The organism is Bradyrhizobium manausense (genome assembly GCF_018131105.1).
Taxonomy (GTDB): Bacteria; Pseudomonadota; Alphaproteobacteria; order Rhizobiales; family Xanthobacteraceae; genus Bradyrhizobium; species Bradyrhizobium manausense_B.
The window spans coordinates 2,183,224-2,206,172 of the sequence record NZ_JAFCJI010000001.1 but is presented as its reverse complement, the minus strand read 5'-3'; the positions used below and the strand labels follow the sequence as shown (position 1 = coordinate 2,206,172).

Sequence of the window (22,949 nt, the reverse complement as noted above, 5' to 3'; positions counted from 1 at the left end):
CCGGCCAATCTTGTCGTGCTTGGTGTAAAACAACGCATGCGAGGGCGTTGATGATGTGGAGTCGGAGATGACGCAGCCTGCAAAGGTCACAGAACCCTCCATGGAGGAGATTCTGGCCTCGATCCGGCGCATCATTGCCGATGATGAGGCCAAGCCGCCCCCGGCTGAGACTGCCAAGGCCGCGCCAGCGCCTGCGGCGCCCGCACCCAAGCCGCAGGCGATGGCCGACATTCCACCGTCCAAGGTCGCCGCTGCAAAGCCTGTGGTTGAGAAACCAGCACCGCCGCCGGCTGCGAAGGCCGCGCCACCGCCGCCGCCACCTGCACCCGCAGCGGATGCCGGCTCGAACAACCAGGACGATATCGATGCGTTGTTGGCCGGGCTGGACGAGGCCACTCCCGCGCCCGAGATCCGTGCTCCGGAACCTGAGCCGGAGCCCGAGCCTGAGCCGGACGTGCTCGAATTGACTGACGATATGGCGATGGACCCGGAGCCGACACCGGCACCACCGCCGCCGAGCTTTCGCAGGGTCGAGCCGCGCGACGATCTCGAATTCGCCGAAGCGCCGCAACCGCGCCCGACGCCGGCGCCGTCCTATGCGCCGGTGGACTTCGACGCTCCGCCGTTGCCGCCGCAGCAGCCGATGCTCGCCCAATCGACCGTCTCGGCGGTCGAATCCGCCTTCAATTCCCTGGCCCATACGGTGCTCAGCAGCAATGCGCGGACACTGGAGGATCTGGTCAAGGAGATGCTGCGTCCGATGCTGAAATCCTGGCTCGACGATAATCTGCCGGGTCTGGTCGAACGCATCGTGAAGGCCGAAATCGAGCGAGTCTCGCGCGGCGGCCGCTGAAGCAGGCCGCCCGGCCCCGATAAAGCCCTGCTCCTGTGACATACTTGACCTGCCGGTCGGGCCGGAAAGCCCTTTTGCCGCTGAGCTTTCCGTTGACTTGAACCCCGCACGCGGCTTTCTAGCAGCCCCATGATCGAGAAAAACTACCAGCCCGCCGATATCGAAGCCCGCATGTCCGTGGTGTGGGAGGACAGCCTTGCGTTCAAGGCCGGCCGCCCCGACCGCCGCGACGCCGTACCCTTCACCATCGTGATCCCGCCGCCGAACGTGACGGGCTCGCTGCACATGGGGCACGCCCTCAACAACACGCTCCAGGACATCCTGTGCCGGTTCGAGCGCATGCGCGGCCGCGACGTGCTGTGGCAGCCCGGCACCGACCATGCCGGCATCGCCACCCAGATGGTGGTCGAGCGCCAGTTGATGGAGCGTCAGCAGCCCAGCCGTCGCGAGATGGGCCGCGAGAAGTTTCTCGAGCGGGTCTGGCAGTGGAAGGCCGAGAGCGGCGACACCATCATCAACCAGCTCAAGCGGCTCGGTGCGTCCTGTGACTGGTCGCGCGAGCGCTTCACCATGGATGAGGGCCTGTCGAAGGCCGTGGTCAAGGTGTTCGTCGAACTGCACCGCGACGGCCTGATCTACAAGGACAAGCGCCTGGTGAACTGGGACACCAAGCTCTTGACGGCGATTTCCGATCTCGAGGTGCAACAGACCGAGGTGAAAGGCCACCTCTGGTATCTGCGCTATCCGATCGAGGGCAAGAATTTCAACCCCGAGGATGCCTCGACCTTCATCGTCGTCGCCACGACTCGCCCCGAGACCATGCTCGGTGACACCGGCGTTGCCGTGCATCCCGAGGACGAGCGCTATCAGAAGCTGGTCGGCAAGAACGTCATCCTGCCGCTGGTCGGGCGCAAGATTAAGATCGTCACCGACGACTACTCCGATCCGGAAAAGGGCTCGGGCGCGGTCAAGGTGACGCCGGCGCACGACTTCAACGATTTCGAGGTCGGCAATCGCCACGGACTGGCTCGGATCAGCGTCATCGACAGGGAGGGTTGCCTCGATCTCGTCGACAACGAGGATTATCTGCGCAACCTGCCGGAAGGCGCCTCGCAATTCGCCGAGGAGTTTCACAAGGTCGACCGCTTCGCGGCGCGCAAGCGCATCGTCGAGCGGCTGGAATCGTTCGGCTTCGTCGAGCGGATCGAGCCGCACACCCACATGGTGCCGCACGGTGACCGCTCCAACAGCGTGATCGAGCCATATCTGACCGACCAATGGTACGTCGACGCGAAGACGCTGGCGAAGCCGGCGATCGCGGCGGTGCGTTCGGGTGAGACGTCGTTCGTTCCGAAAAACTGGGAAAAGACCTATTTCGAGTGGATGGAGAACATCCAGCCCTGGTGCATCTCGCGCCAGCTGTGGTGGGGCCATCAGATCCCGGCCTGGTACGGTCCCGACGGCAAGGTGTTCGTCGCCGAGACCGAGGAGGAGGCCGTCAGCCACGCGCTCGGCTATTACGTCGAGCAGGAAGTGATCACGGCCGAGCAGGGCCGCGAGATGGCGCTCGACCGCAACAAGCGCGAAGGCTTCATCACCCGTGACGAGGACGTGCTCGACACCTGGTTCTCCTCGGCGCTGTGGCCGTTCTCGACGCTCGGCTGGCCCGAAGACGCGCCCGAAGTGAAGCGCTACTATCCGACCAACGCGCTCGTCACCGGCTTCGACATCATTTTCTTCTGGGTCGCCCGGATGATGATGATGGGCCTGCACTTCATGAAGGAGGTGCCGTTCTCGACGATCTACATCCACGCCCTCGTCCGCGACGAGAAGGGCGCCAAGATGTCGAAGTCGAAGGGCAACGTCATCGATCCGCTCAATCTGATCGACGAATTCGGTGCGGACGCGCTGCGCTTCACGCTGGCCGCGATGGCGGCACAGGGACGCGACATCAAGCTCGCCACCAGCCGCGTCGAGGGCTACCGCAATTTCGCGACCAAGTTGTGGAATGCGTCGCGCTTCGCGGAGATGAACCATTGCGCGGTGCCCGAAGGTTTCGAGCCGGCCAAGGCGAAGGAAACGCTGAACCGCTGGATCGCGCATGAGAGCGCGCACACCACGCGCGAAGTGACCGAGGCCATCGAAGCCTATCGCTTCAACGACGCCGCCGGGGCGATCTATCGTTTCGTCTGGAACGTCTATTGCGATTGGTATGTTGAGCTTGCCAAGCCCGTGCTGCTCGGCCCCGACAGTCCCGCCAAGGACGAGACCCGTGCCATGGTCGCCTGGGCGCGCGACGAGATCCTGAAGCTGCTGCATCCCTTCATGCCCTTCATCACCGAGGAGCTGTGGGAGGTGACGGCCAAGCGCGACGGCCTGCTCGCATTGGCGCAATGGCCGCTGAAGCCGGCCGGGCCGACGCCGGAGCAGCTTGCGATGCTCGCTGCCGCGGCCGGACCAACCGATCCGCTGGTCTCGCCGGCATTTGTGATGCCGATCTTCGACCATGCTGACTTCACCGATCCCAAGGCGGAAGCCGAGATCGGCTGGGTCATCGACCTGGTCACGCAGATCCGCTCGGTGCGCGCGGAAATGAACATCCCGCCCGCGACACTGACGGCACTGGTGCTCGCCGGGGCCTCGGCTGAAACGAAAGAGCGCGCGCCGCGCTGGACCGACGTCATCAAGCGCATGGCGCGGCTCTCGGACATCTCCTTCGCGGACCGTGCTCCCGACGGGGCCGTCCAATTGCTCGTCCGCGGCGAGGTGGCTGCGCTGCCGCTCAAGGGCGTGATCGACGTTGCCGCCGAACGCACGCGCCTCGACAAGGAGATCGGCAAGGCCGACGCCGACATCAAGCGCGCCGAGTCGAAGCTCGCGAACGAAAAGTTCGTCGCCAACGCGGCCGAAGAGGTCGTCGAGGAGGAGCGCGAAAAGCGCGAAGCGGCGCTGGCTCGCAAGGCCAAGCTGCTCGAGGCGCTGGAGCGGTTGAAGCAGGCGTCGTAGGGTTATTTCGGAAACGGCTTGCTGAGGAATTTCGAGCCCCTGACGCCATAGCGCCAGGGCAGCTCGACGGCCTTGGTGATGCCGATCCGGATGCCTGCCACGACATCCACATCCTCCGTCCGCGCATGCAGCGCGAACGGACGCCCGTCCAGCGGCAAGGTATTGTGCGCGATGGTGATGCCAAGCGCCTCGGTCAGCTTGCCCGGGCCAGAGCACAGCGCGTGCACCTCCTGGAGATGACGCCGGCGACGCATCGCAGCCAAGCCATGGGTCGGCTCCAGCGCGCGGATCAGCACGGCGCTGGCCGAGCCTTCCTCCTCGCAGACGAAATTGACGCACCAATGGATGCCGTAGGAGCGGTAGACATAGGCAAAGCCGGGCGGGCCGAACATGATCTGGTTCCGAGGCGTAGGGCCATTGTAGGAGTGCGCCGCCGGCTCGGTATGATGATAGGCCTCGACCTCGACGATGATCCCGCCGACGCCGTCGACCAGCATGGTCGCTCCGATCAAGTCGCGCGCGACCTCGCGGACGTCGCGCTTGAAAAAGCTGCGCTTCAGGGCTTTGCCCAGCCGCGGCGTTGAAGTCTTCGAGACTGGAGCCATTCGAGGTGAGAATCGCTTGAGAACAGAGCAGGATATTCCCCATATCTGCCATGTTCCCTGAACCGGCGCGAGCCGGGTTGCGGCAGGCAACCAGACCGACTAGGTAGGACCTGAACAGACCGGACAGAGCATGGTCGTTATTGTCGATACCATCACGAACCCGTTGCGGCCGCGTCACCCCGAAAAGGTGAACCGCCCGGATTCCGCTTCGCCGCCGAAGCCGGACTGGATTCGCGTGCGCGCGCCCAACACCCGCGGCTACGCCGACACCCGCAACATCGTCCGTGCCAACGGCCTGCACACGGTGTGCGAGGAGGCGGGCTGCCCGAACATCGGCGAGTGCTGGGACAAGAAGCACGCGACCTTCATGATCATGGGTGACACCTGCACCCGGGCCTGCGCCTTCTGCAACGTCAAGACCGGCATGCCCAATGCACTCGATGCAGCCGAGCCGCAAAATGTCGCTGAGGCTGTCGCCAAGCTGGGCCTCGCGCACGTGGTCATCACCTCGGTCGACCGCGACGATCTCGCGGACGGCGGCGCCGAGCATTTTGCCCAGACCATCCGCGCAATCCGGGCCGCATGCCCGTCGACCACGATCGAGATCCTGACGCCGGACTTTTTGCGCAAGGACGGCGCGCTCGAGCTCGTCGTGGCCGCGCGTCCCGACGTCTTCAACCACAATCTCGAGACCGTGCCGTCGCGCTATCTCACCGTGCGGCCGGGTGCACGCTACTTCCACTCGATCCGGCTGCTCCAGCGGGTCAAGGAGCTCGATCCCTCCATCTTCACCAAGTCCGGCATCATGGTCGGCCTCGGCGAGCAGCGCCACGAGGTGCAGCAGGTGATGGACGATCTGCGCTCGGCCGACGTCGACTTCCTGACCATCGGCCAGTATCTCCAGCCGACCCGCAAGCATCACGCGGTCATGCGCTACGTTCCGCCGGACGAATTTTCGTCGTTCGAAAAGGTCGCCTACACCAAGGGCTTCCTGATGGTGTCGGCGAGCCCGCTCACCCGGTCGTCCCATCACGCCGGCGAGGATTTCGCGAGACTGAAGGCCGCGCGGGCAGCTAACGCCCGCTGAACCGATATGCCCAAATTTTCGAGCAAGCGCCGGGTCAATCACAGCGCAACCGAGATGTTTGATCTGGTCGCCGATGTCGAGCGCTATCCGGAATTCGTGCCGCTGTGCAGCGCGCTGAAGATCCGCCAGCGCGTGGCCAAGCCTGATGGCACAGAGGTGCTGGTCGCCGACATGACGGTGTCGTTCAAGCTGGTCAAGGAATCCTTCACCAGCCGCGTGACTCTCGATCGCGCCAATCTGAAAATCCTGGTCGAATATCTGCAAGGGCCGTTCAGTAATCTGGAAAACCGCTGGACGTTCGAACCTAGAGGTGACGACGTCTGCGATGTCGGTTTCTTCCTCGCCTATGAATTCAAGAGCCGCATCCTGGCGATGCTGATGGGCTCGATGTTCGACGCAGCGTTCGCGCGGTTTTCAACCGCGTTCGAAAAGCGCGCCGATGCGATTTATGGCCGACCTAAGCTGGCGTCGTCGTAGTCTTTACGTTCGCACACTCTCTCCTCGTCATTGCGAGGAGCGCTTACGACGAAGCAATCCAGAATCCCGTCGTGGCAAGACTCTGGATTTGCTTCGCTTCGCTGCCGGGCTCAGTCCACCGCCTTCACCACATCCGGCGGCTGCGAGGCGTAATACGCCGCGGCGGCCTCGATCTCCTGCGGGGTCATGGCGCGGGCGATGTTGCGCATCTGCTGGCTGATGTCGTTGCGGCGTTCGCCTGAGGCAAACGCCTGAAGCTGTGCCTTCAAATAGGCCTCGGATTGTCCCTCCAGCCATGGGCTGCCGGTTTTGTTGTCGAGACTGCCATGGCAGGCGCCGCAAGGCGCAATGCCGCGCATCGGCGCGCCGTAGATGACGATGTTCGGCTTCGGCAGTTGCGGCGTCGGGTGATAGGCCGGAAGCCTCGGCAAATAGGCATAATAGTTTGAGAGATCAGCGATTTCTTCGTCCGTCAGGTTGACGGCGAAGGGCGACATCACGGCGTTGGTGCGCGCGCTGGTGCGGAAATCGTGCAACTCCTTGTAGATCACGGCTGCGTACTGGCCGGCGAGGTTGGGCGAATCCGCGCGGCTGATGCCGGTCGGGCCGTGGCAGATCGCACAGCGCTGTGCCAGCGTGGCGCCGCGGCCGATCGCCTCCTGGCTCGGACGCGACAACGTGTGCGACGTCAGCACAACCTCCGACAGGCGCTTGGTCTGTTCGGGCGCCGTCACGCTTGCTGCCCGCTGCGGCACGCCGGCGGCGCTGCAGATCGCATCCCAGACGTTAGCGAATTGAACCCAGGGCTGCGCGAAGGGGAGCAGGATAAAGCCCGCGATCGCTGTCACGACCAGGATCGCGGCGGTGATGCCGACACCGATCGAGAAGTGGCGATTGCTGAACGTGAAGAGGTCGCGCGTGCTCATCACTGCGCTCCCACATAAACGGCGGGCACCGAGGTGCCTCCGCCCAGTGCCAGATTCAGGACCGGATACCCGTAATTGGTGATGGTGAGCGCGATCATCAACGCCACCCACAATGCATGTGTGTTGAGCGCGACCGGCACGGTCTTGGGCTGGTGTACGGCGAGCGCAAAGCGATAGGGGCCGGCGTCAAGCTGAGGCGCCCGCATGCCCCGCGCCAGGATGACGATGAACATGATGCCCGAGGTCAGCAGGATGAAGCCGCCGATGGCGGAGAAGGTTACCGACAGCGCCTGCGGCGCGATCGCGGGATCGCCGAAGTCGAAATAGGCCATGCGGCGCGGCATCCCCAAAATGCCGACCCAGTGCCACGGGAAGGTCGTGACGATCATGCCGATGAACCACAGCCAGAGCTGGGTGCGGATGAGGCGGACATCGATCAGCTCGCGTCCGGTCAGATGCGGCCAAAGGTCATAGGCGATCGCAAAATACATGATCACGATGGCGCCGCCGAAGATCAGGTGGAAATGGCCGGTGATCCATTGCGTGTTGTGGATCGAGGCATCGAGCTGGTAGCTCATGTTGATGAGGCCGCCGGCGCCGCCGAAGCCGAGCATGACGAACGAGAAGGCGAGCGCCAGCAGCATCGGATTGTCCCAGGGCAACGCCCTGATCCAGCCGAACATGCCGCGGCCGCCGCGCAGGCGCGCCGCGATCTCGATCGAGGCGCAGATCGTGAACACGGTCAGCAGCGTCGGCAGCGCGACCAGCGCGGTGAAGGCCGAATGGATGAACTTGAAGCCGGCACCGACCTGCGGGTCGGCAAACGTGTGGTGCATGCCGATCGGCATCGCCACCACCAGGAACAGGATGAAGGAAATCCGGGCCATGGTGTCGGAATAGACCCGGCCGCCGATCGCGCGCGGCACGATGGTGTAATAAGCGATGTAGGTCGGCATCAGCCAGAAATAGACGATGGCGTGCAGCGTCCAGGAGAAGAAGATGCGGGCGAGGCCGGCATCGATCGTGTTCTTCAGGCCGGCTGCGACGGGAATGATCTGGAGCAGCAGCTCGAGCGCCGCACCGACCGCGGTCCAGGCCCACAGATAGGAGCCCGCGACATTGGCGAACATCGCCAGCGGCACCGGCGCGCCTGGATGCGCCTTGCGCCAGACGCGCAGATTGATCGACATCAGGGCGACCCAGATCCATGAGCCGACTACGACCAGCACGACGCCGAGATAGTAGAAAAGACTGCCGATCAGCGGCGGATAGAACGTGTAGAGCACCGACGCGCGCCCCAATGCGATCGGGATCACCGCCATGACGCTTCCGACCACGATCAGCCAGAAGCCAGTCCAGGCCCAGCGCACGCCGACCAGGCGCTGCTGCAGCGCGGACTCGCTGATGGCATAGCCAAAGCCCATCGCGACCAGTGTCGGAAACACATAGCCCATCACCGTGCCGTGCGCGGTCAGCGAGCGATAGTAGAGCTCGGGGTTGGAGAGCCAGGTACCGATCGGACTGCGGATGAACATCTGCCAGGCGCCAAGCGTCAGTGCGACCCCGAACACCACGAAGGCCAGCCAGAAATGGGCGAGAATGAGCTTCCTATTGACCAACACAGCTCAGCCTCCCCCCGGCCTTCGCGCGGGTTGCGAAGTCGGTCTTGTCGATCACCTTGACCTTGCCCCACATGCCCTCATGGCCGAAGGAGCAGAACTCCTGGCAGGGCATCAGATAGTCGCCGGTCTTCGTAAAGCGCATCAGCTGCTCGGAGATGTAGCCCGGCACCAGCATCGTGTTGACATTGGTGCCCTGGATCAGGATGCCGTGCACGACGTCGGCGCTGGTCGCACGAAGCGTGATCGGCGTGTCCACGGGGACCACGATGCAGGCCGGCGTGAAGGAATATTGCTGGCCGATCGCACGCACGGTCACATTGCCGTTGGCTTCCAGCGCGCTGCCGAGATTGCTTTCGACGAACTCACCAGCGAGATGGATGCGTGACGGATCGGTGGTCTCGACACGTGGCTGCGGCATGGTCGCCTGGTGGATGCCGGCGAAGGCCGCGAGCAGTGCCATGCCGACGATGATGACGACGGCAATGGTGGCCCAGCGCCGCTCGACGCGGGCCGCGACCTCGGCGCTGCTGCCATGGGTGCCCTCTGCACTCATTGCAGCGACCCGCGCGGCAGGAAGACGAACAGATAGAACGCGAGCCACATCGCGACGACGCAGGCCGTCGCGATGCCGGCCAGAACGATGGCGCCTGATGGTCCCCGGGCAACGACTTCCTCGACGGCCTGGTCGGCGGCGGCTGGGCTGGTCGGCGGATCGGAATTGAACATGACAGATCTCTGGCGCTTCTCAGTTCAGCGGTGCGGAGCGCAGCTCGTTGGCCTCGCGTGCCGAGACCGGCGTGCCGCGATTGCCCCAGGCGGTGCGGATGTAGGAGACGACGGCGGCGACCTCGTTGTCGGAGAGCAGGCCCGCGAACGGCGGCATGCCATAGGGCATCGGGTTGCCCTTGGTGCCCGGCGGATAGCCCCCATTGAGCACCATGCGGATCGGGTTGACCGCCGACTGCATCTCGATCGACTGGTTGTTGGCGAGCGGCGGCCAGTGCGGCGGCTTGCCTTCGCCCTGCGTGCCATGGCAGCTGGCGCAGTTCTTGTCGTAGACGGTCTTGCCGAGGCTGATCAGCAGGCTGCTCTCGGTGTTCGGCAGCACCGAGCTGGACGGGGGCGGCGACGAGCCTTCCGCGATACCCTTGAGGTACACCGCCATCGCCTTGGTGTCGGCATCGTCGAGGTATTGCAGGCTGTTGTGCACGACCTCCGCCATCGGCCCGTAGACCACGCCGCGCGCGGAGACACCGGTCTGGAGCAGATCGGTGATGTCCTTGATACTCCAGTCGCCGAGGCCCGCCTCGCGGTTGGAAGTGAGCGAGGGCGCGTACCAGTTCTGCATCGGGATCAGGCCACCCTTGAAGGCGTCGGACTGCGAGGTGCCGCCGAGTGCGTTGATCGGCGAATGGCACATGCCGCAATGGCCGAGGCCTTCGACCAGATAGGCGCCGCGATTCCATTCGGCCGATTTGCTCGGATCGGGCTTGAACTCGCCCTCGCTGAAGAACAGCGTGCGCCAGCCGAGGATGAGCTGCCTGTTGTCATAGGGGAAACGCAGCTCGTGCTGCCGGTTCTTCTGGTTCACAGGCGGAATCGATCGCAAGTAGGCGAAAATCGCATCGCTGTCGGCGCGCGTCACCTTGGTGTAGGAGGCGAACGGCATCGCCGGATAGATCAGCCCGCCATCCGGGTAGCGGCCGCTGTGCATGGTCTTGTAGAAATCGTTCGCGCTCCACTTGCCGATCCCGGTATCAGGGTCGGGTGTGATATTGGAGGTGTAGAGCGTCCCGAAGGGTGTCGGCATGGCGCGGCCGCCGGCAAACAGATGGCCCTCCGGCGCGGTGTGGCAGGCTGTGCAGTCGCCGGCACGGGCGAGATATTCGCCGCGCGCAATGATGTCGCTGTTCTTATCCTGCGCATGCGCGCTCGTGGTGAGCGCGGCGAATGCAAGCAGTGCGATCGACAGTTTCGAGCCCATCATCCGCCTCGTCAGTTGGGCTGGCTGCCGCAGCCGAAGGGCAGCGCGTAGGTGCCTTTCGCCACGGGAGCAGGATTGGCAGGGGCAGGGCGCGTCGCAAGCCAGGCCGCGACAGCAGTGACGTCGGCCTCGGTCAGATGGCCGGCGACGATCTGCATGCAGTCGGGTGATTTCGCCGTGCGCGTGCCGTAGCGCCAGGCGCCGAGTTGGGCACTGATGTAGGGCGCACGCAGGCCGAGCAGGCCGGGAATGCCGGGCTGCATGCCCGTAAGTCCCGGGCCATGGCAGCTCACGCACGCCGGTATGTTGCGACCGGCATCGCCGCTGGTCGCGAGCAACTCACCATGAGCAAGGACCTCCTTGCTGACCTCGCTCGGCACGGGCTGCGGCAATGCCGGGTGCTCGCCCGCAAAATACTCCGCCATCGCTTCCAGATATGGATCGGGCAGAAACTCCAGCAGATAGTTCATCGGCGGATATTTGCGCCTGCCACTGCGGAAGGCGAGCAATTGATTGTAGAGATAACCTGACGGCTTGCCGGCAAGCCGCGGGAAATAGACGTCGCTGGTGCCTTCGCCCTTGTTGCCGTGACAGGGCGTGCACGCTTCCACCCGCGCCGCCATCGTGTCGGGGGGCTGGTTGGCCGCTTGTGCAGCCGCACCATCAAAGGCGGCGAAGGTCATCAGTGCAGCGGCCAAAACCGCTTCGCGAGCGAACACGATGTCGCCCTCCAGAGTGCTGGACCGGTTGATTCCGGCTCACAACGTAGAGCGGCATTATTGCGCCAATATTTTTCAACGCAAGATCACTTAGTGACAAGACGTTCGGTCGCGCCGCTGCGTCGCACATCGCGATCGATTTGGGCAAAATTTGCGTGCAATTTGAAAAGCAAACATGTCGCTGCAGCCCCGCGACGCACTGCGCCCGAGCTCTGCTTGGTGTTGCCACCCTCCGATGTCAGAGGGCGCAGGGAAGACCGGGTGCCGGCTGGCACCCGCGGTCCACTGTGCGAAGGTTGCGCTACAAGAGGCTGCACAGCGGCATACAGGTGAAGCCAAACATCCGGCCTTCCCTGCGCAGTGGGTTGACGGCTTATGCCGAGCTCTCCCCGGGGAGCGATGCACTATTGCCCCCGTCGCCTTGCAGATGGCTGATGCACGGGCCCGGTTGAGCCGCATCCATCACCGCAAGACTTGACGCACAGACTCCGGGCGCCAGGACGACACGGTTTTACCGTACGCTGACCGCACCGGTCGTTTGCGCGACGCGCTCGCTCACGGTTGCCCGCCCTGCGATGTCAGTCGCGCCGATGCAGTCGGCGTCCACCACGGCTCACCCCACGTTCGTGACGATCGCGATACGTCCCTCTGACCGGGATGAGGCGGCTGACGTCTACGGCAAATCAGAATTTCGGTAAAGCGGAATGTTTTTGCCTGGCCGGATTGACCCGCTGATTGGGTGTTTTGCCCGTCGGACAACGCAAGGGATTGCGTGTTCCCTTCGGGATCATTTCACGCCGGTCCGCGTTTCCTCCGGATTGTGCGGGTGGGAGACCTCATGACCATCAATTTCGACACGCTGAAAGCCTCGCTCGTCCTGTATGGGCTGAACGCCATCTACGCGATCCTGCTGCTGGCGGTTGGTTGGTATCTGTCCGGCGCCATGCAGCGCGTCGTCACGCGTGTGCTCAACGTCGGGCACCGGGTCGATCCGCTCGTCACGTTCTTCGTCTCCAGTGTCACGCGCTACGGCGTGCTGGCTATCGTCGGCATCGCCGTGCTGCAGCTCTTCGGCATCCAGACCGCGAGCCTCGTCGCGGTGCTGGGCGCAACGTCACTCGCCATTGGCCTCGCCCTGCAAGGCACGCTGTCCAATCTCGCCGCCGGCGTGATGCTGCTGCTGTTTCGACCGTTCCACATCGGCGATGATGTCGAGGTCGGCGGCAAGGCCGGCAAGGTGCAATCGCTGTCGCTGTTCATGACCGAGTTGGTCGCGGGCGACAACACGCAGATCCTGTTGCCGAACGGGCAGGTCTGGGGCGCGGCGATCATCAATCACAGCGCCTATCCGGGCACGGGCGAGGTCAAGGTGACGTTTCCGGTCAGGGCCGGCGCGGCCAATGCGCTCGCCGACCGGATCCTGAAGGAGTTGCGCGATGACCCGCGCGTCGACGATCACGCCGCGCCGTCAGTCAACGTGTCGAAAGTGATCGCCGCCGATCCGGCGGCACCTCTCGTGGAATTGACCGTAAGCGCGAAGGTGAAGCCGGCTGATGCCGATGCGGTCAAGCAGCGCGTGCTCGATCATGCGAGCGCGTTGCTGGCGGCGGCGTAGCGTGTCTCAGCCGCGCGGCGACCGCGGAGTCCTGCGCTTCGCGGCGTGACGGCGCGGCGAGCGGGTCACGCGCGGTCGAAGTCGCGTTGCAGCCGCCGCGCGGCGCGGCTTGGCTGCGGCTTGCGGGCCGCGGGCAAGCTCCATCAGCATGCGCAATGCCTCGACCACGGAGCGCTGACGCACGGCCGTGCGGCCGATCGCGCCGAAACGCTGCTCGCGATGGATGATGCGGCCGTCGCGGGCGGCGGCGGCGAAATGCACGAGGCCGACCGGCTTGCCGGGGGTGGCGCCCCCGGGGCCGGCGATGCCGGTGATGGCGACCGCGAGATCGACATCGGCCCGCTCGAGCGCGCCAACCGCCATCGCGGTCGCGGTCTCCTTGCTGACGGCGCCGAAATTCGTGAGCGTGCCGGCCTCGACGCCGAGCATCGCGCGTTTGGCGTCATTGGAATAGGTGACGAAGCCGCGGTCGATCACGTCAGAGGAGCCGGGAATGTCGGTCAGTGCGCCGGCCACGAGACCGCCGGTACAGGACTCGGCGGTCGCGATCGTCAGCTTGCGCATCCGGCACAGATCGAGCAGCGAGCGGGAGAGGGCGCGTGCGTCGCTGCCGCCCATGGTCTTACGCGCTCCAGGGAAGACGGATGGTGGCGCTCGCGGTGGCCGCGATGCCTTCCTCGCGCCCCGTGAAGCCGAGCCGCTCGCTGGTCGTCGCCTTCACCGCGACGCGGGAAATGTCGACGCCGGAGATCTCGGCGATGCGGGCGCGCATGACGTCGCGCAGCGGGCCGATCTTCGGCCGCTCGCAGATCATGGTGACCTCGAGATTGGCGACGCGGCCGCCGCGGGCCGTGACGCGCTCGATGGCGTATTTCAGGAACTGATCGGAGGAGGCGCCCTTCCATTTCGCATCACTCGGCGGGAAGTGCGAGCCGATGTCGCCGTCGGCGAGCGCGCCGAGAATGGCATCGACCAGTGCATGCAGCCCGACATCGCCGTCGGAGTGAGCCAGGAAGCCCCTGGTGTGGGGCACGCGCACGCCGCAGAGCATGAGGTGGTCGCCTTCACCGAAGGCGTGCACGTCATAGCCCGTGCCGGTCCTGATGTCGCCGAGCAGGTTGGCCAGGCGCGCTTCCTCGCGCACGAAATCCTCGGGGGTGGTGAGCTTCATATTGGCAACATCGCCTTCAAAGGTCGCAACCGTCAATCCCGCCCATTCGGCGATCGCGGCATCATCGGTGAAATCAGAGCGTCCGTCCTTGGCCGCGCGACGATGTGCTTCGAGGATGACATCGAAACGAAAGGATTGCGGCGTCTGCGCAATTCGCAAGGAAGCTCGATCCGGCGTGTCCTCGACATCGCCGCCCGCACTGGTGACCTTGATGGTGTCGGTGACGGGGACGACGGGGATCGCCGCGCCCGTGCGGCCGGCCGCCTCGATCGCGCGCGAGATCACGCCCGAAGAGACGAAGGGGCGAGCGGCATCGTGGATCAGGACAATGTCGGGCTCGTGCCGGGCCAGCGCTTCGAGGCCTGACAGCACCGAGGCCTGACGCGTCGCGCCGCCATTGGCCGGCGCCTCGTGCTTGAGCCCTTGAACCGCGGCCGTGAACATCGCGCTGTCGTCGGGGTTCACCACCGGCTGCACGGCGAAGATTTCGGGGTGGGTGCTGAAGGCTTCCATGGCGCGGTAGATCACGGGCACGCCGCCGATCTCGCGATATTGCTTGGGGCCACCGGCGCCGGCGCGCAGGCCACGTCCGGCCGCAACAAGAACGACTGCGGTGCGCTGTGATTTCGCCATAGGACTCAAATATTCGACTGTTAAGGGATGCGTCGGGTGGGGTGATTGCCGGCATGCCTCTAGCACGGCAGGCCCGCAAAAAAAGGGGGTTTCCCTGGATTGTCGGATTCAACAATTTGCTGCACTGCACTTGAAAGATCTGCAGAACTGTCTAAACTGTAGGCAAGGCGCTTGACTGCACAAGAATTGTGCGCAAGATAATCCCTGGCAGACGCGATGAGGCCCTGCCCACTCAACGGAACCACTGTGACCGGCTCGGCAGGATCAGGCTCTAAGCCGTTGAAGATAGGCGATATTGAAATCGCTACCCCGGTCTTCCTGGCTCCGATGTCGGGAGTGACCGACTCGCCCGTCCGGAAGCTCGCCGCCGAGCTCGGGGCGGGCCTTGTCGTCTCCGAAATGACCGCCAGTGATGAGCTCGCCAACGGCCACCGCATGTCGCGGTTGCGCTGCGAAGCGACCGGGGTCGGGCCCCATGTGGTCCAGCTTGCCGGCTGCGAGGCGCATTGGATGGCGGAGGGCGCCCGGATCGCCGAGGCCGAAGGCGCCGACATCATCGATATCAATATGGGCTGTCCCGCCCGTCACGTCACCGGCGGCCAGTCGGGCTCGGCCCTGATGCGCGATCTCGATCACGCCGCCAGCCTGATCGAGGCGACGATTGCCGCCGTGAAAGTTCCGGTGACACTGAAGATGCGGCTCGGCTGGGACGACCGCACGCGCAACGCACCGGAATTGGCGCGCCGCGCGGAGGCTGCCGGCATCAAGCTCGTGACCGTTCATGGTCGCACCCGCTGCCAGTTCTACAAGGGCGAGGCCGATTGGGATGCGATCCGCGCGGTGCGCGAGGCCATCTCGATTCCGCTCGTCGTCAATGGCGACATCACCACCTACGAGAAGGCGCTCTCAGCGCTCGACGCCTCCGGCGCCGATGCCGTCATGATCGGCCGCGGCGCGAACGGCCAGCCATGGCTGCCCGGCGAAATCGGCCGCCGCCTGAACGGCGGGGCGGCTGAAACCGCGCCGTCGCTCGCGACCCAGCTCCATTACGTTCGCACGCTCTATGAAGGCGTTTGCGCACTCTATGGGATGCGCGTGGGCCTCAAGCACGCACGCAAGCATCTCGGCTGGGCGCTCGATGTCGCGGCCGAAGCGAGCGGCGCGCCGGTCGCGACGCTGAAGGCCTGGCGCCAGAAGATCCTGACCTCCGAAGAGCCCGGACTCGTCCATCAGTTGCTGCAAGATGCGTTCGACGACTTCGCATGGAGCGCCGCTGCATGACCTCAGCCGCCGACCATCGCAAGCCGGACGACAGCGACGCGATCCTGGATGCCTTGCCCAATCCGGTGCTCATGATCGGGCCGGACGGCAAGATCGTGGCCGCCAATATCGCGACCGAAGCCTTCTTCGATATCTCGACTCAGTTCCTGAAGCGGCAGTCGCTGAAAGAGCTGGTGCCGTTCGGCAGTCCCTTGCTGGCGCTGATCGACCAGGTGCGCTCGTCGAACGCGCCGGTCAACGAATACAAGGTCGATCTCGGCACGCCACGCATGGGCGGCGACCGGCAGGTCGATCTCCACGTTGCCCCGCTCACGGAGCGGCCCGGCCATATCGTGGTGATGCTCCAGGAGCGCTCCATCGCCGACAAGATGGACCGCCAGCTCACCCATCGCAGCGCCGCGCGTTCGGTGATCGCGCTGGCGGCCATGCTCGCGCACGAGATCAAGAATCCGCTCTCCGGCATCCGTGGCGCCGCGCAATTGCTCGAGCAGCAGGCCTCGACCGAGGACCGCATGCTGACGCGGCTGATCTGCGACGAGGCCGACCGTATCGTCACGCTGGTCGACCGCATGGAGGTGTTCGGCGACGAACGGCCCGTGGTGCGCGGCCCAGTCAACATCCATTCGGTGCTCGATCACGTGAAGCGGCTGGCGCAGTCGGGCTTCGCCCGAAACATCCGCTTCGTCGAGGACTACGATCCCTCGCTGCCGCCGGTGCTGGCGAACCAGGACCAGCTGATCCAGGTGTTCCTCAATCTGGTGAAGAATGCCGCCGAAGCGCTGATCGACGTGCCTGACGCCGAGATCCAGCTCACCACCGCGTTCCGCCCCGGCGTGCGCCTGTCAGTCCCCGGTCAAAAAACCCGGGTATCCCTGCCGCTTGAATTCTGCGTGAGGGACAATGGACCGGGCGTGCCGGACGATCTTCTGCCCAACCTGTTCGATCCCTTCGTGACCACCAAGCAGACCGGCTCGGGCCTTGGTCTGGCGCTGGTCGCCAAGATCGTCGGCGATCACGGGGGCATCATCGAATGCGAGTCTCAGCCGCGCAAGACCACCTTCCGCGTGCTGATGCCGATGTACTCGACATCGGTCAAGATCACCGATCACAGCAGTCACGACGGCTCTGCCGGGAAGTCGTCGTCTGCATCACAGGGGGCAAAATGAGGATTAGCGATGCCCGCAGGTAGCATTCTCGTAGCTGATGACGACACCGCCATCCGCACGGTTCTCAACCAGGCACTTTCCCGGGCTGGTTATGAAGTCAGGCTGACCGGCAACGCCGCGACGTTATGGCGCTGGGTCAGTCAGGGGGAGGGCGATCTCGTCATCACCGACGTGGTGATGCCGGACGAAAACGCCTTCGACCTGTTGCCGCGGATCAAGAAGATGCGGCCGAATTTGCCCGTCATCGTCATGAGCGCGCAAAACACCTTCATGACGGCGATCCGCGCCTCCGAGCGCGGCGCCTATGAATATCTGCCGAAGCCCTTCGACCTGAAGGAGCTGATCGCCATCGTCGGCCGCGCGCTGGCCGAGCCGAAGGAGCGCGTTGCGGCGCCGGACGACGACGGCGAGATGGAGGCGATCCCGCTGGTCGGCCGTTCGCCGGCGATGCAGGAAATCTACCGCGTGCTCGCACGCCTGATGCAGACCGACCTCACCGTGATGATCACGGGCGAGTCCGGCACCGGCAAGGAGCTGGTCGCCCGCGCGCTGCACGATTACGGCAAACGCCGCAACGGCCCGTTCGTCGCGGTCAACATGGCGGCGATCCCGCGTGACCTGATCGAGTCCGAGCTGTTCGGCCATGAGCGGGGCGCGTTCACCGGTGCCAATACGCGTGCGTCCGGCCGGTTCGAGCAGGCCGAGGGCGGCACGCTGTTCCTCGACGAAATCGGCGACATGCCGATGGAGGCGCAGACCCGCCTGCTGCGCGTGCTGCAACAGGGCGAATACACCACCGTCGGTGGCCGCACCCCGATCAAGACCGACGTGCGCATCGTCGCGGCCTCCAACAAGGATCTGCGCGTGCTGATCCAGCAGGGGCTGTTCCGCGAAGACCTGTTCTTCCGTCTCAACGTCGTGCCGCTGCGGCTGCCGCCCTTGCGCGAGCGCATCGAGGATCTGCCGGATCTGGTGCGGCACTTCTTCTCGCTCGCCGAGAAGGACGGCTTGCCGCCGAAGAAGCTCGACACGCTGGCGCTGGAGCGGATGAAGCAGCATCGCTGGCCCGGCAACGTGCGCGAGCTGGAAAACCTCGCTCGCCGCCTTGCGGCGCTGTACCCGCAGGACGTGATTACGGCCACCGTCATCGACGGCGAACTCGCGCCGCCCTCGGTCAGTCCGGGTGCCGCGGTCCAGCAGGGCGTCGATAATCTCGGCGGTGCGGTAGAGGCTTATCTGTCATCGCACTTCCAGGGCTTCCCGAACGGCGTGCCGCCGCCGGGCCTCTATCACCGCATCCTCAAGGAGATCGAGGTGCCGCTGCTGACGGCGGCGCTCGCCGCAACCCGCGGAAACCAGATCCGCGCCGCTGATCTGCTCGGCCTCAACCGCAACACGTTGCGGAAGAAGATCCGGGATCTCGATATCCAGGTGTACAGGAGCGGGGGCTAGTCTCTCGCGTGACAGACGCGGAACGCGATTGCACGGGAGTGGCTCAGCTCCCCTATTAAAGCGGAGCTGAGCCTGTCCGAATCGCGCTGGCCGTTGTGGTCCGCGCGGAGAGCAGAAGTCCGGATAGAGCTGAATAGTTCCTGGGGCAGGTGCTATTTTCGCAGGGCATTGCGTCGCGTCTACCGGATCAGGCGCGCCATGACCGGTTGCATGTTGGCCATTTCGGCCGTCTGCTCCTGCCTGCCAGGGCCGTTGACCAAGAGGTCGGAGGCCACGATCAGGAGCAGTACAGCCGACACCATGATTGCGAGAAAGATCCTGTCCATGCGGGGTCAAGCCGGTACAGGCCGATTCCGTTCCGGCGAAACGCTGAAGTCGGCGGCATCCCCTGTGGATGCGCCCGTCCGTCGCGGAGGAGACGCCGCGGAATTGTCGCAATTCGGCAACAATGTGGTACGAATACATCAGTATCCGCGCGTCGCGGACCCGTTTTCAGCACCCCATTGCCGGAATGACCAGCGCAGATACCTCGGCCGCATCCTTTGACACGGCCCCAGCGGAAGAGCCCCGGCGCTGGTCGGTGCGACGCTGGCTGGCACCGTTTGCCGTGGCGCTGGCGCTGCTCTCGGCGTTCCTGACCTTCTTGGTCCTGACCGGGCTGACCAAGATCGAGCCGACGCCGGAAGTCGTGCGCTCGTTCTATTTGATCAATGCCGGCACGATCCTGCTGCTGGTCGGCATCATCGTCCGGGAACTCTGGCAACTGATCCTGGCCCGGCGGCGGGGGCGGGCGGCCGCGCGCCTCCATGTCCAGATCGTCAGCCTGTTCTCGATCGTTGCCGTGCTGCCGGCGGTGCTGGTCGCCGTCGTCGCCAACGTCACCATCGAGCGCGGCCTCGACCGGCTGTTCTCGGGGCCCACCAAGGAAGTGATCCAGAATTCGCTGACGATCGCCCGGGCCTATATGCAGGATCACGCCCAGCTGATCCGCGGCGACATCCTCGGCATGGCCAACGACATCGCCCATGCCCGACCGCTCTACGACCAGGATCGCCGCTCGTTCCGCGAATTGCTGACCTCGAGCGCCGGCTCGCGCAATCTGCCGGGCGCGATGATCATCGACAAGAACACCAACATCCTGGAATCCGCGGACACCGGCATGCGGCTCGCCTATTCGCCGCCGGCGCCGGACTTTCTCAGCAACGTCAACGAGAATGAGCCCGAGATCGCGGTGCTGCCGGACGCGAGCTACGTCGCCGCGGTGATCCGCCTGCGCGCCTTCAACGACACCTTCCTCTATGTCGCGCGGCCGCTCGATCCGAACGTGGTCAATCAGCTCAAGCAGACCGAGGTCAGCGTCGCCGAATACGCCCAGATCGAGTCGCGCCGGCTCGGCATCCAGGTCGCGTTCGCGCTGATGTTCGCGGTGATCGCGCTGACCATCCTGATGGCCTCGGTGCTGATCGGGCTGAACTTCGCCAATTCGCTGGTGGCGCCGATCCGGCGACTGATGAACGCGGCCCACACCGTCTCGACCGGCGATCTCCATGTGAAGGTGCCCGTGCATCAGTCCGAAGGCGATCTCGCCCAGCTTGGCGAGACCTTCAACAAGATGACGCAGGAATTGCGCAGCCAGCGCGACGAACTCGTCAACGCCAGCGATCTCATCGACAGCCGTCGCCGCTTCATTGAGGCCGTGTTGTCCTCCGCGAGCGCAGGCATCATCGGCGTGGACAGCTCGGGCAGCGTCGGCATTCTCAACCGCTCGGCCGAGAAGCTGATCGGGCATTCCGAGGCCGAGACGCTCGGCCATCCGTTGTCCGATGTGCTGCCCGAACTCGACGAGATGATGCAGACGGCACGGGAAGGGACCCAACGCCTGGTCCAGGGCCAGATCACGATCACGCGCGACGGCTCCGAGCGCAATCTGTCGGTCCGGGTCAGCGCCGAGAAGAACCAGCCGCACGACAGCTACATCATCACGCTCGACGACATCACCGAGCTTGTCTCGGCGCAGCGCACGTCTGCCTGGGGCGATGTCGCGCGCCGGATCGCCCACGAGATCAAGAACCCGCTGACGCCGATCCAGCTTTCCGCCGAGCGCATCCGCCGCAAGTTCGGCAAGGACATCACCGAGACCAAGGATAAGCAGATCTTCGAGCAGTGCACCGACACCATCGTGCGCCAGGTCGACGACATCAGGCGAATGGTCGACGAGTTCTCGCGCTTTGCGCGGATGCCCAAGCCCGTGATGGAAGGCGAGGACGTCGCCGATACCGTGCGGCAGGCGGTGTTCCTGATGAAGGTCGCCCATCCCGAGCTCGATATCGAAGCCGAGTTCAAGGACGATCCGCTGCGCGCCCAGTTCGACCGACGGCTGATCTCTCAGGCCGTCACCAACATCGTCAAGAACGCCACCGAGGCGATCGAGCAGGTACCGCCGGAGGAGCTCGGCAAGGACGGCGGCAAGGGCCGCATCGACGTCGTGGTGTCGCGCGACGGCGAGGACGTGCTGATCGACGTCATCGACAACGGCATCGGCCTGCCCAAGGTCGCGCGCTCGCGGCTGCTCGAACCCTATGTGACGACACGCGCCAAGGGCACCGGGCTTGGCCTTGCCATCGTCGGCCGTGTGCTGGAAGACCATGGCGGCCGCATCGAATTGAAGGACGCCTCCGATTTCCGCCCAGGCCAGCGTGGCGCCTGGATGCGGATGCGCTTTGCGGTCTCCGGCGAGGCCAAGAAGGCCGAGGGCGAGCAGGCGGTCGCAGTCAAAGAACCGGTGAAGGACACAGCTTCTCCCGAGATCAAGGAAGCGGCTGCGGAGTCCATCACGACGCAGGAAACAAAAGAGCCGGCGGCTGAAACCAAAGAGCCGGCTGAAAAGACCAATGATTCAACGAAAATCGAAGCCTCAACAGGCAGCTGACAAGACAGGCGCGACCCATGGCAAGTGAAATTCTGATTGTCGATGATGAGGCCGATATTCGGGATCTCGTGGCGGGCATCCTCGAAGACGAGGGTTTTGTCACGCGGACGGCGCGCGACAGCGACTCGGCTTTGGCCGAAATCGGCAATCGCAGGCCGCACCTCGTATTCCTCGACATTTGGCTGCAGGGCTCCAAGCTTGACGGCTTGCAGCTGCTGGAGCAGGTCAAGAAGGACAATGCCGATCTGCCGGTCGTGATGATCTCCGGCCACGGCAACATCGAGACCGCGGTCGCCGCGATCAAGCGCGGCGCCTACGACTTCATCGAGAAGCCGTTCAAGGCCGATCGTCTCATCCTGGTCGCCAACCGCGCTCTGGAAAACTCGCGGCTGAAACGCGAGGTCAAGGAGCTGAAGCAGCTTGCGCCGAGCGCCAGCCAGCTCGTCGGCCGCTCGCCGAGCATGAACCAGCTGCGCCAGACCATCGAGCGTGCGGCCAAGGCCAACAGCCGCATCCTGATCGTCGGCCCCGCCGGAGCCGGCAAGGAATTGACCGCGCGCACGCTGCACACGGCCTCGGGCCGCGCCGATGGTCCCTTCGTCGTCATCAACGCGGCCGCGATCACGCCGGAACGGATGGAGCACGAGCTATTCGGCATCGAGCAGTTGAACGGCGAGCAGCCGCGCAAGCCCGGCGCGCTCGAGGAAGCCCATGGCGGCACGCTGTTTATCGACGAAATCGCGGACATGCCGCGCGAGACCCAGAACAAGATTTTGCGCGTGCTGGTCGAGCAGTCGTTCCAGCGCGTCGGAGGCACCGCCAAGGTGCAGGTCGACGTCCGCATCATCTCGTCCACCGCGCGTAATCTCGAAGAGGAGATCGCGGCCGGCCATTTCCGCGAGGATCTCTATCACCGCCTCTCGGTGGTGCCGATCCGCGTGCCCGCGCTCTCGGAGCGGCGCGAGGACATTCCGGAATTGATCGACTATTTCATGGAGCAGATCTCGGCCGGCAGTGGCCTGCCGAAGCGGCAGATCGGCCAGGACGCGATGGCGGTTCTGCAATCGCATGTCTGGCCGGGCAACGTACGCCAGCTCCGCAACAACGTTGAAAGAGTCATGATTCTGGCCGCCGGTGGGCCGGAGGTGATCATCACCGCCGACATGCTGCCGCAGGACGTCGGCTCGATGGTGCCGGCGATGCCGACCAGCAACAATGGCGAGCACATCATGGGCCTGCCGCTGCGCGAGGCACGTGAAGTGTTCGAACGCGACTATTTGATTGCCCAGATCAGCCGTTTTTCAGGAAATATTTCTCGAACGGCCGAGTTTGTTGGCATGGAACGTTCGGCGCTGCACCGGAAGTTGAAGGCGCTCGGGGTCGGCTGAGGCGCGACGTCGCGGCGCGACCTCAGGGATATCTG

20 protein-coding genes are annotated in these 22,949 nt (G+C 64.7%); 10 read left to right on the top strand and 10 right to left on the bottom strand.

Features of this window, described 5'->3' with window-relative positions; all coding sequences use genetic code 11:
• Nucleotides 1–67 precede the first annotated feature (67 nt).
• Nucleotides 68–853, top strand: a complete 786-nt coding sequence (locus JQ631_RS10365) for a PopZ family protein (protein WP_212325955.1) — start codon at nucleotides 68–70, stop codon at nucleotides 851–853.
• Between the two features lie 129 nt (nucleotides 854–982).
• On the top strand, nucleotides 983–3,859 hold the full coding sequence (locus tag JQ631_RS10360) for a valine--tRNA ligase (RefSeq protein ID WP_212325953.1): 2,877 nt from the start codon (nucleotides 983–985) through the stop codon (nucleotides 3,857–3,859).
• Nucleotides 3,860–3,861: 2 nt separating this feature from the next.
• Here JQ631_RS10360 and JQ631_RS10355 read toward each other — a convergent pair whose 3' ends face one another.
• Nucleotides 3,862–4,464: a DNA-3-methyladenine glycosylase gene (locus tag JQ631_RS10355; RefSeq protein WP_212325951.1), complete on the bottom strand. Its 603-nt coding sequence runs from the start codon at nucleotides 4,462–4,464 to the stop codon at nucleotides 3,862–3,864.
• A gap of 130 nt (nucleotides 4,465–4,594) precedes the next feature.
• Between JQ631_RS10355 and lipA the strand changes: the two genes are divergently transcribed.
• Both lipA and JQ631_RS10345 read left to right on the top strand, forming a co-directional pair.
• Nucleotides 4,595–5,551 carry a lipoyl synthase gene (gene lipA / locus JQ631_RS10350; RefSeq protein ID WP_212325949.1) on the top strand — a complete coding sequence of 319 codons (957 nt, stop codon included), beginning with the start codon at nucleotides 4,595–4,597 and terminating at the stop codon, nucleotides 5,549–5,551.
• Nucleotides 5,552–5,557: 6 nt separating this feature from the next.
• A complete protein-coding gene (locus JQ631_RS10345) occupies nucleotides 5,558–6,028 on the top strand; it encodes a type II toxin-antitoxin system RatA family toxin (protein WP_212325947.1) in 471 nt (156 codons plus the stop codon).
• A gap of 110 nt (nucleotides 6,029–6,138) precedes the next feature.
• Here the strand turns inward: JQ631_RS10345 and JQ631_RS10340 are convergent, their stop codons facing one another.
• The 6 genes from JQ631_RS10340 to JQ631_RS10315 are packed head-to-tail and all read right to left on the bottom strand — an operon-like array spanning nucleotide 6,139 to nucleotide 11,243.
• Nucleotides 6,139–6,954, bottom strand: a complete 816-nt coding sequence (locus JQ631_RS10340) for a c-type cytochrome (RefSeq protein ID WP_212325945.1) — start codon at nucleotides 6,952–6,954, stop codon at nucleotides 6,139–6,141.
• Nucleotides 6,954–8,576 carry a b(o/a)3-type cytochrome-c oxidase subunit 1 gene (locus JQ631_RS10335; RefSeq protein WP_212325942.1) on the bottom strand — a complete coding sequence of 541 codons (1,623 nt, stop codon included), beginning with the start codon at nucleotides 8,574–8,576 and terminating at the stop codon, nucleotides 6,954–6,956. The genes JQ631_RS10340 and JQ631_RS10335 overlap by 1 nt, the downstream gene beginning before the upstream one ends.
• Nucleotides 8,563–9,129, bottom strand: a complete 567-nt coding sequence (locus tag JQ631_RS10330; RefSeq protein WP_212325940.1) for a cupredoxin domain-containing protein — start codon at nucleotides 9,127–9,129, stop codon at nucleotides 8,563–8,565. Before JQ631_RS10330 ends, JQ631_RS10335 begins: the two co-directional genes overlap by 14 nt.
• Nucleotides 9,126–9,302 carry a hypothetical protein gene (locus tag JQ631_RS10325; protein ID WP_212325938.1) on the bottom strand — a complete coding sequence of 59 codons (177 nt, stop codon included), beginning with the start codon at nucleotides 9,300–9,302 and terminating at the stop codon, nucleotides 9,126–9,128. Before JQ631_RS10325 ends, JQ631_RS10330 begins: the two co-directional genes overlap by 4 nt.
• Before the next feature lie 19 nt (nucleotides 9,303–9,321).
• A complete protein-coding gene (locus JQ631_RS10320) occupies nucleotides 9,322–10,560 on the bottom strand; it encodes a cytochrome c (RefSeq protein WP_212328561.1) in 1,239 nt (412 codons plus the stop codon).
• An 11-nt stretch (nucleotides 10,561–10,571) separates the two neighbouring features.
• Nucleotides 10,572–11,243 (bottom strand): c-type cytochrome, encoded by a 672-nt coding sequence (locus JQ631_RS10315; protein WP_212328562.1) that lies wholly within the window; start codon nucleotides 11,241–11,243, stop codon nucleotides 10,572–10,574.
• Between the two features lie 874 nt (nucleotides 11,244–12,117).
• Between JQ631_RS10315 and JQ631_RS10310 the strand changes: the two genes are divergently transcribed.
• Entirely contained in the window at nucleotides 12,118–12,894 is a 777-nt protein-coding gene (locus tag JQ631_RS10310) for a mechanosensitive ion channel family protein (protein ID WP_212325936.1), read from the top strand.
• 6 nt (nucleotides 12,895–12,900) lie between these two features.
• Here JQ631_RS10310 and JQ631_RS10305 read toward each other — a convergent pair whose 3' ends face one another.
• Nucleotides 12,901–13,512: a CinA family protein gene (locus JQ631_RS10305; RefSeq protein WP_212325934.1), complete on the bottom strand. Its 612-nt coding sequence runs from the start codon at nucleotides 13,510–13,512 to the stop codon at nucleotides 12,901–12,903.
• Between the two features lie 4 nt (nucleotides 13,513–13,516).
• Nucleotides 13,517–14,698 (bottom strand): bifunctional 2-C-methyl-D-erythritol 4-phosphate cytidylyltransferase/2-C-methyl-D-erythritol 2,4-cyclodiphosphate synthase, encoded by a 1,182-nt coding sequence (locus tag JQ631_RS10300; RefSeq protein ID WP_212325932.1) that lies wholly within the window; start codon nucleotides 14,696–14,698, stop codon nucleotides 13,517–13,519.
• A gap of 279 nt (nucleotides 14,699–14,977) precedes the next feature.
• Here JQ631_RS10300 and dusB point away from each other — a divergent pair, with 279 nt between their 5' ends.
• Genes dusB through ntrC form a run of 3 tightly spaced genes read left to right on the top strand, consistent with a single transcriptional unit; the run spans nucleotide 14,978 to nucleotide 18,597 of the window.
• Complete coding sequence (gene dusB, locus JQ631_RS10295) at nucleotides 14,978–15,979, top strand: tRNA dihydrouridine synthase DusB (RefSeq protein WP_212325930.1); 1,002 nt, start codon at nucleotides 14,978–14,980, stop codon at nucleotides 15,977–15,979.
• The gene (locus JQ631_RS10290) at nucleotides 15,976–17,145 is read left to right on the top strand and encodes a two-component system sensor histidine kinase NtrB (RefSeq protein ID WP_212325928.1); all 1,170 of its coding nucleotides are present in this window, start codon (nucleotides 15,976–15,978) and stop codon (nucleotides 17,143–17,145) included. The genes dusB and JQ631_RS10290 overlap by 4 nt, the downstream gene beginning before the upstream one ends.
• A gap of 9 nt (nucleotides 17,146–17,154) precedes the next feature.
• Nucleotides 17,155–18,597, top strand: coding sequence for a nitrogen regulation protein NR(I) (ntrC, locus tag JQ631_RS10285; protein WP_212325926.1), 1,443 nt, complete (start codon nucleotides 17,155–17,157; stop codon nucleotides 18,595–18,597).
• A gap of 179 nt (nucleotides 18,598–18,776) precedes the next feature.
• Here the strand turns inward: ntrC and JQ631_RS10280 are convergent, their stop codons facing one another.
• Nucleotides 18,777–18,923, bottom strand: a complete 147-nt coding sequence (locus JQ631_RS10280) for a hypothetical protein (protein WP_212325924.1) — start codon at nucleotides 18,921–18,923, stop codon at nucleotides 18,777–18,779.
• 185 nt (nucleotides 18,924–19,108) lie between these two features.
• Here JQ631_RS10280 and JQ631_RS10275 point away from each other — a divergent pair, with 185 nt between their 5' ends.
• Nucleotides 19,109–21,526 carry a sensor histidine kinase gene (locus JQ631_RS10275; protein WP_212325923.1) on the top strand — a complete coding sequence of 806 codons (2,418 nt, stop codon included), beginning with the start codon at nucleotides 19,109–19,111 and terminating at the stop codon, nucleotides 21,524–21,526.
• A gap of 17 nt (nucleotides 21,527–21,543) precedes the next feature.
• On the top strand, nucleotides 21,544–22,914 hold the full coding sequence (gene ntrX, locus JQ631_RS10270) for a nitrogen assimilation response regulator NtrX (protein ID WP_212325922.1): 1,371 nt from the start codon (nucleotides 21,544–21,546) through the stop codon (nucleotides 22,912–22,914).
• Nucleotides 22,915–22,949: the final 35 nt, after the last annotated feature.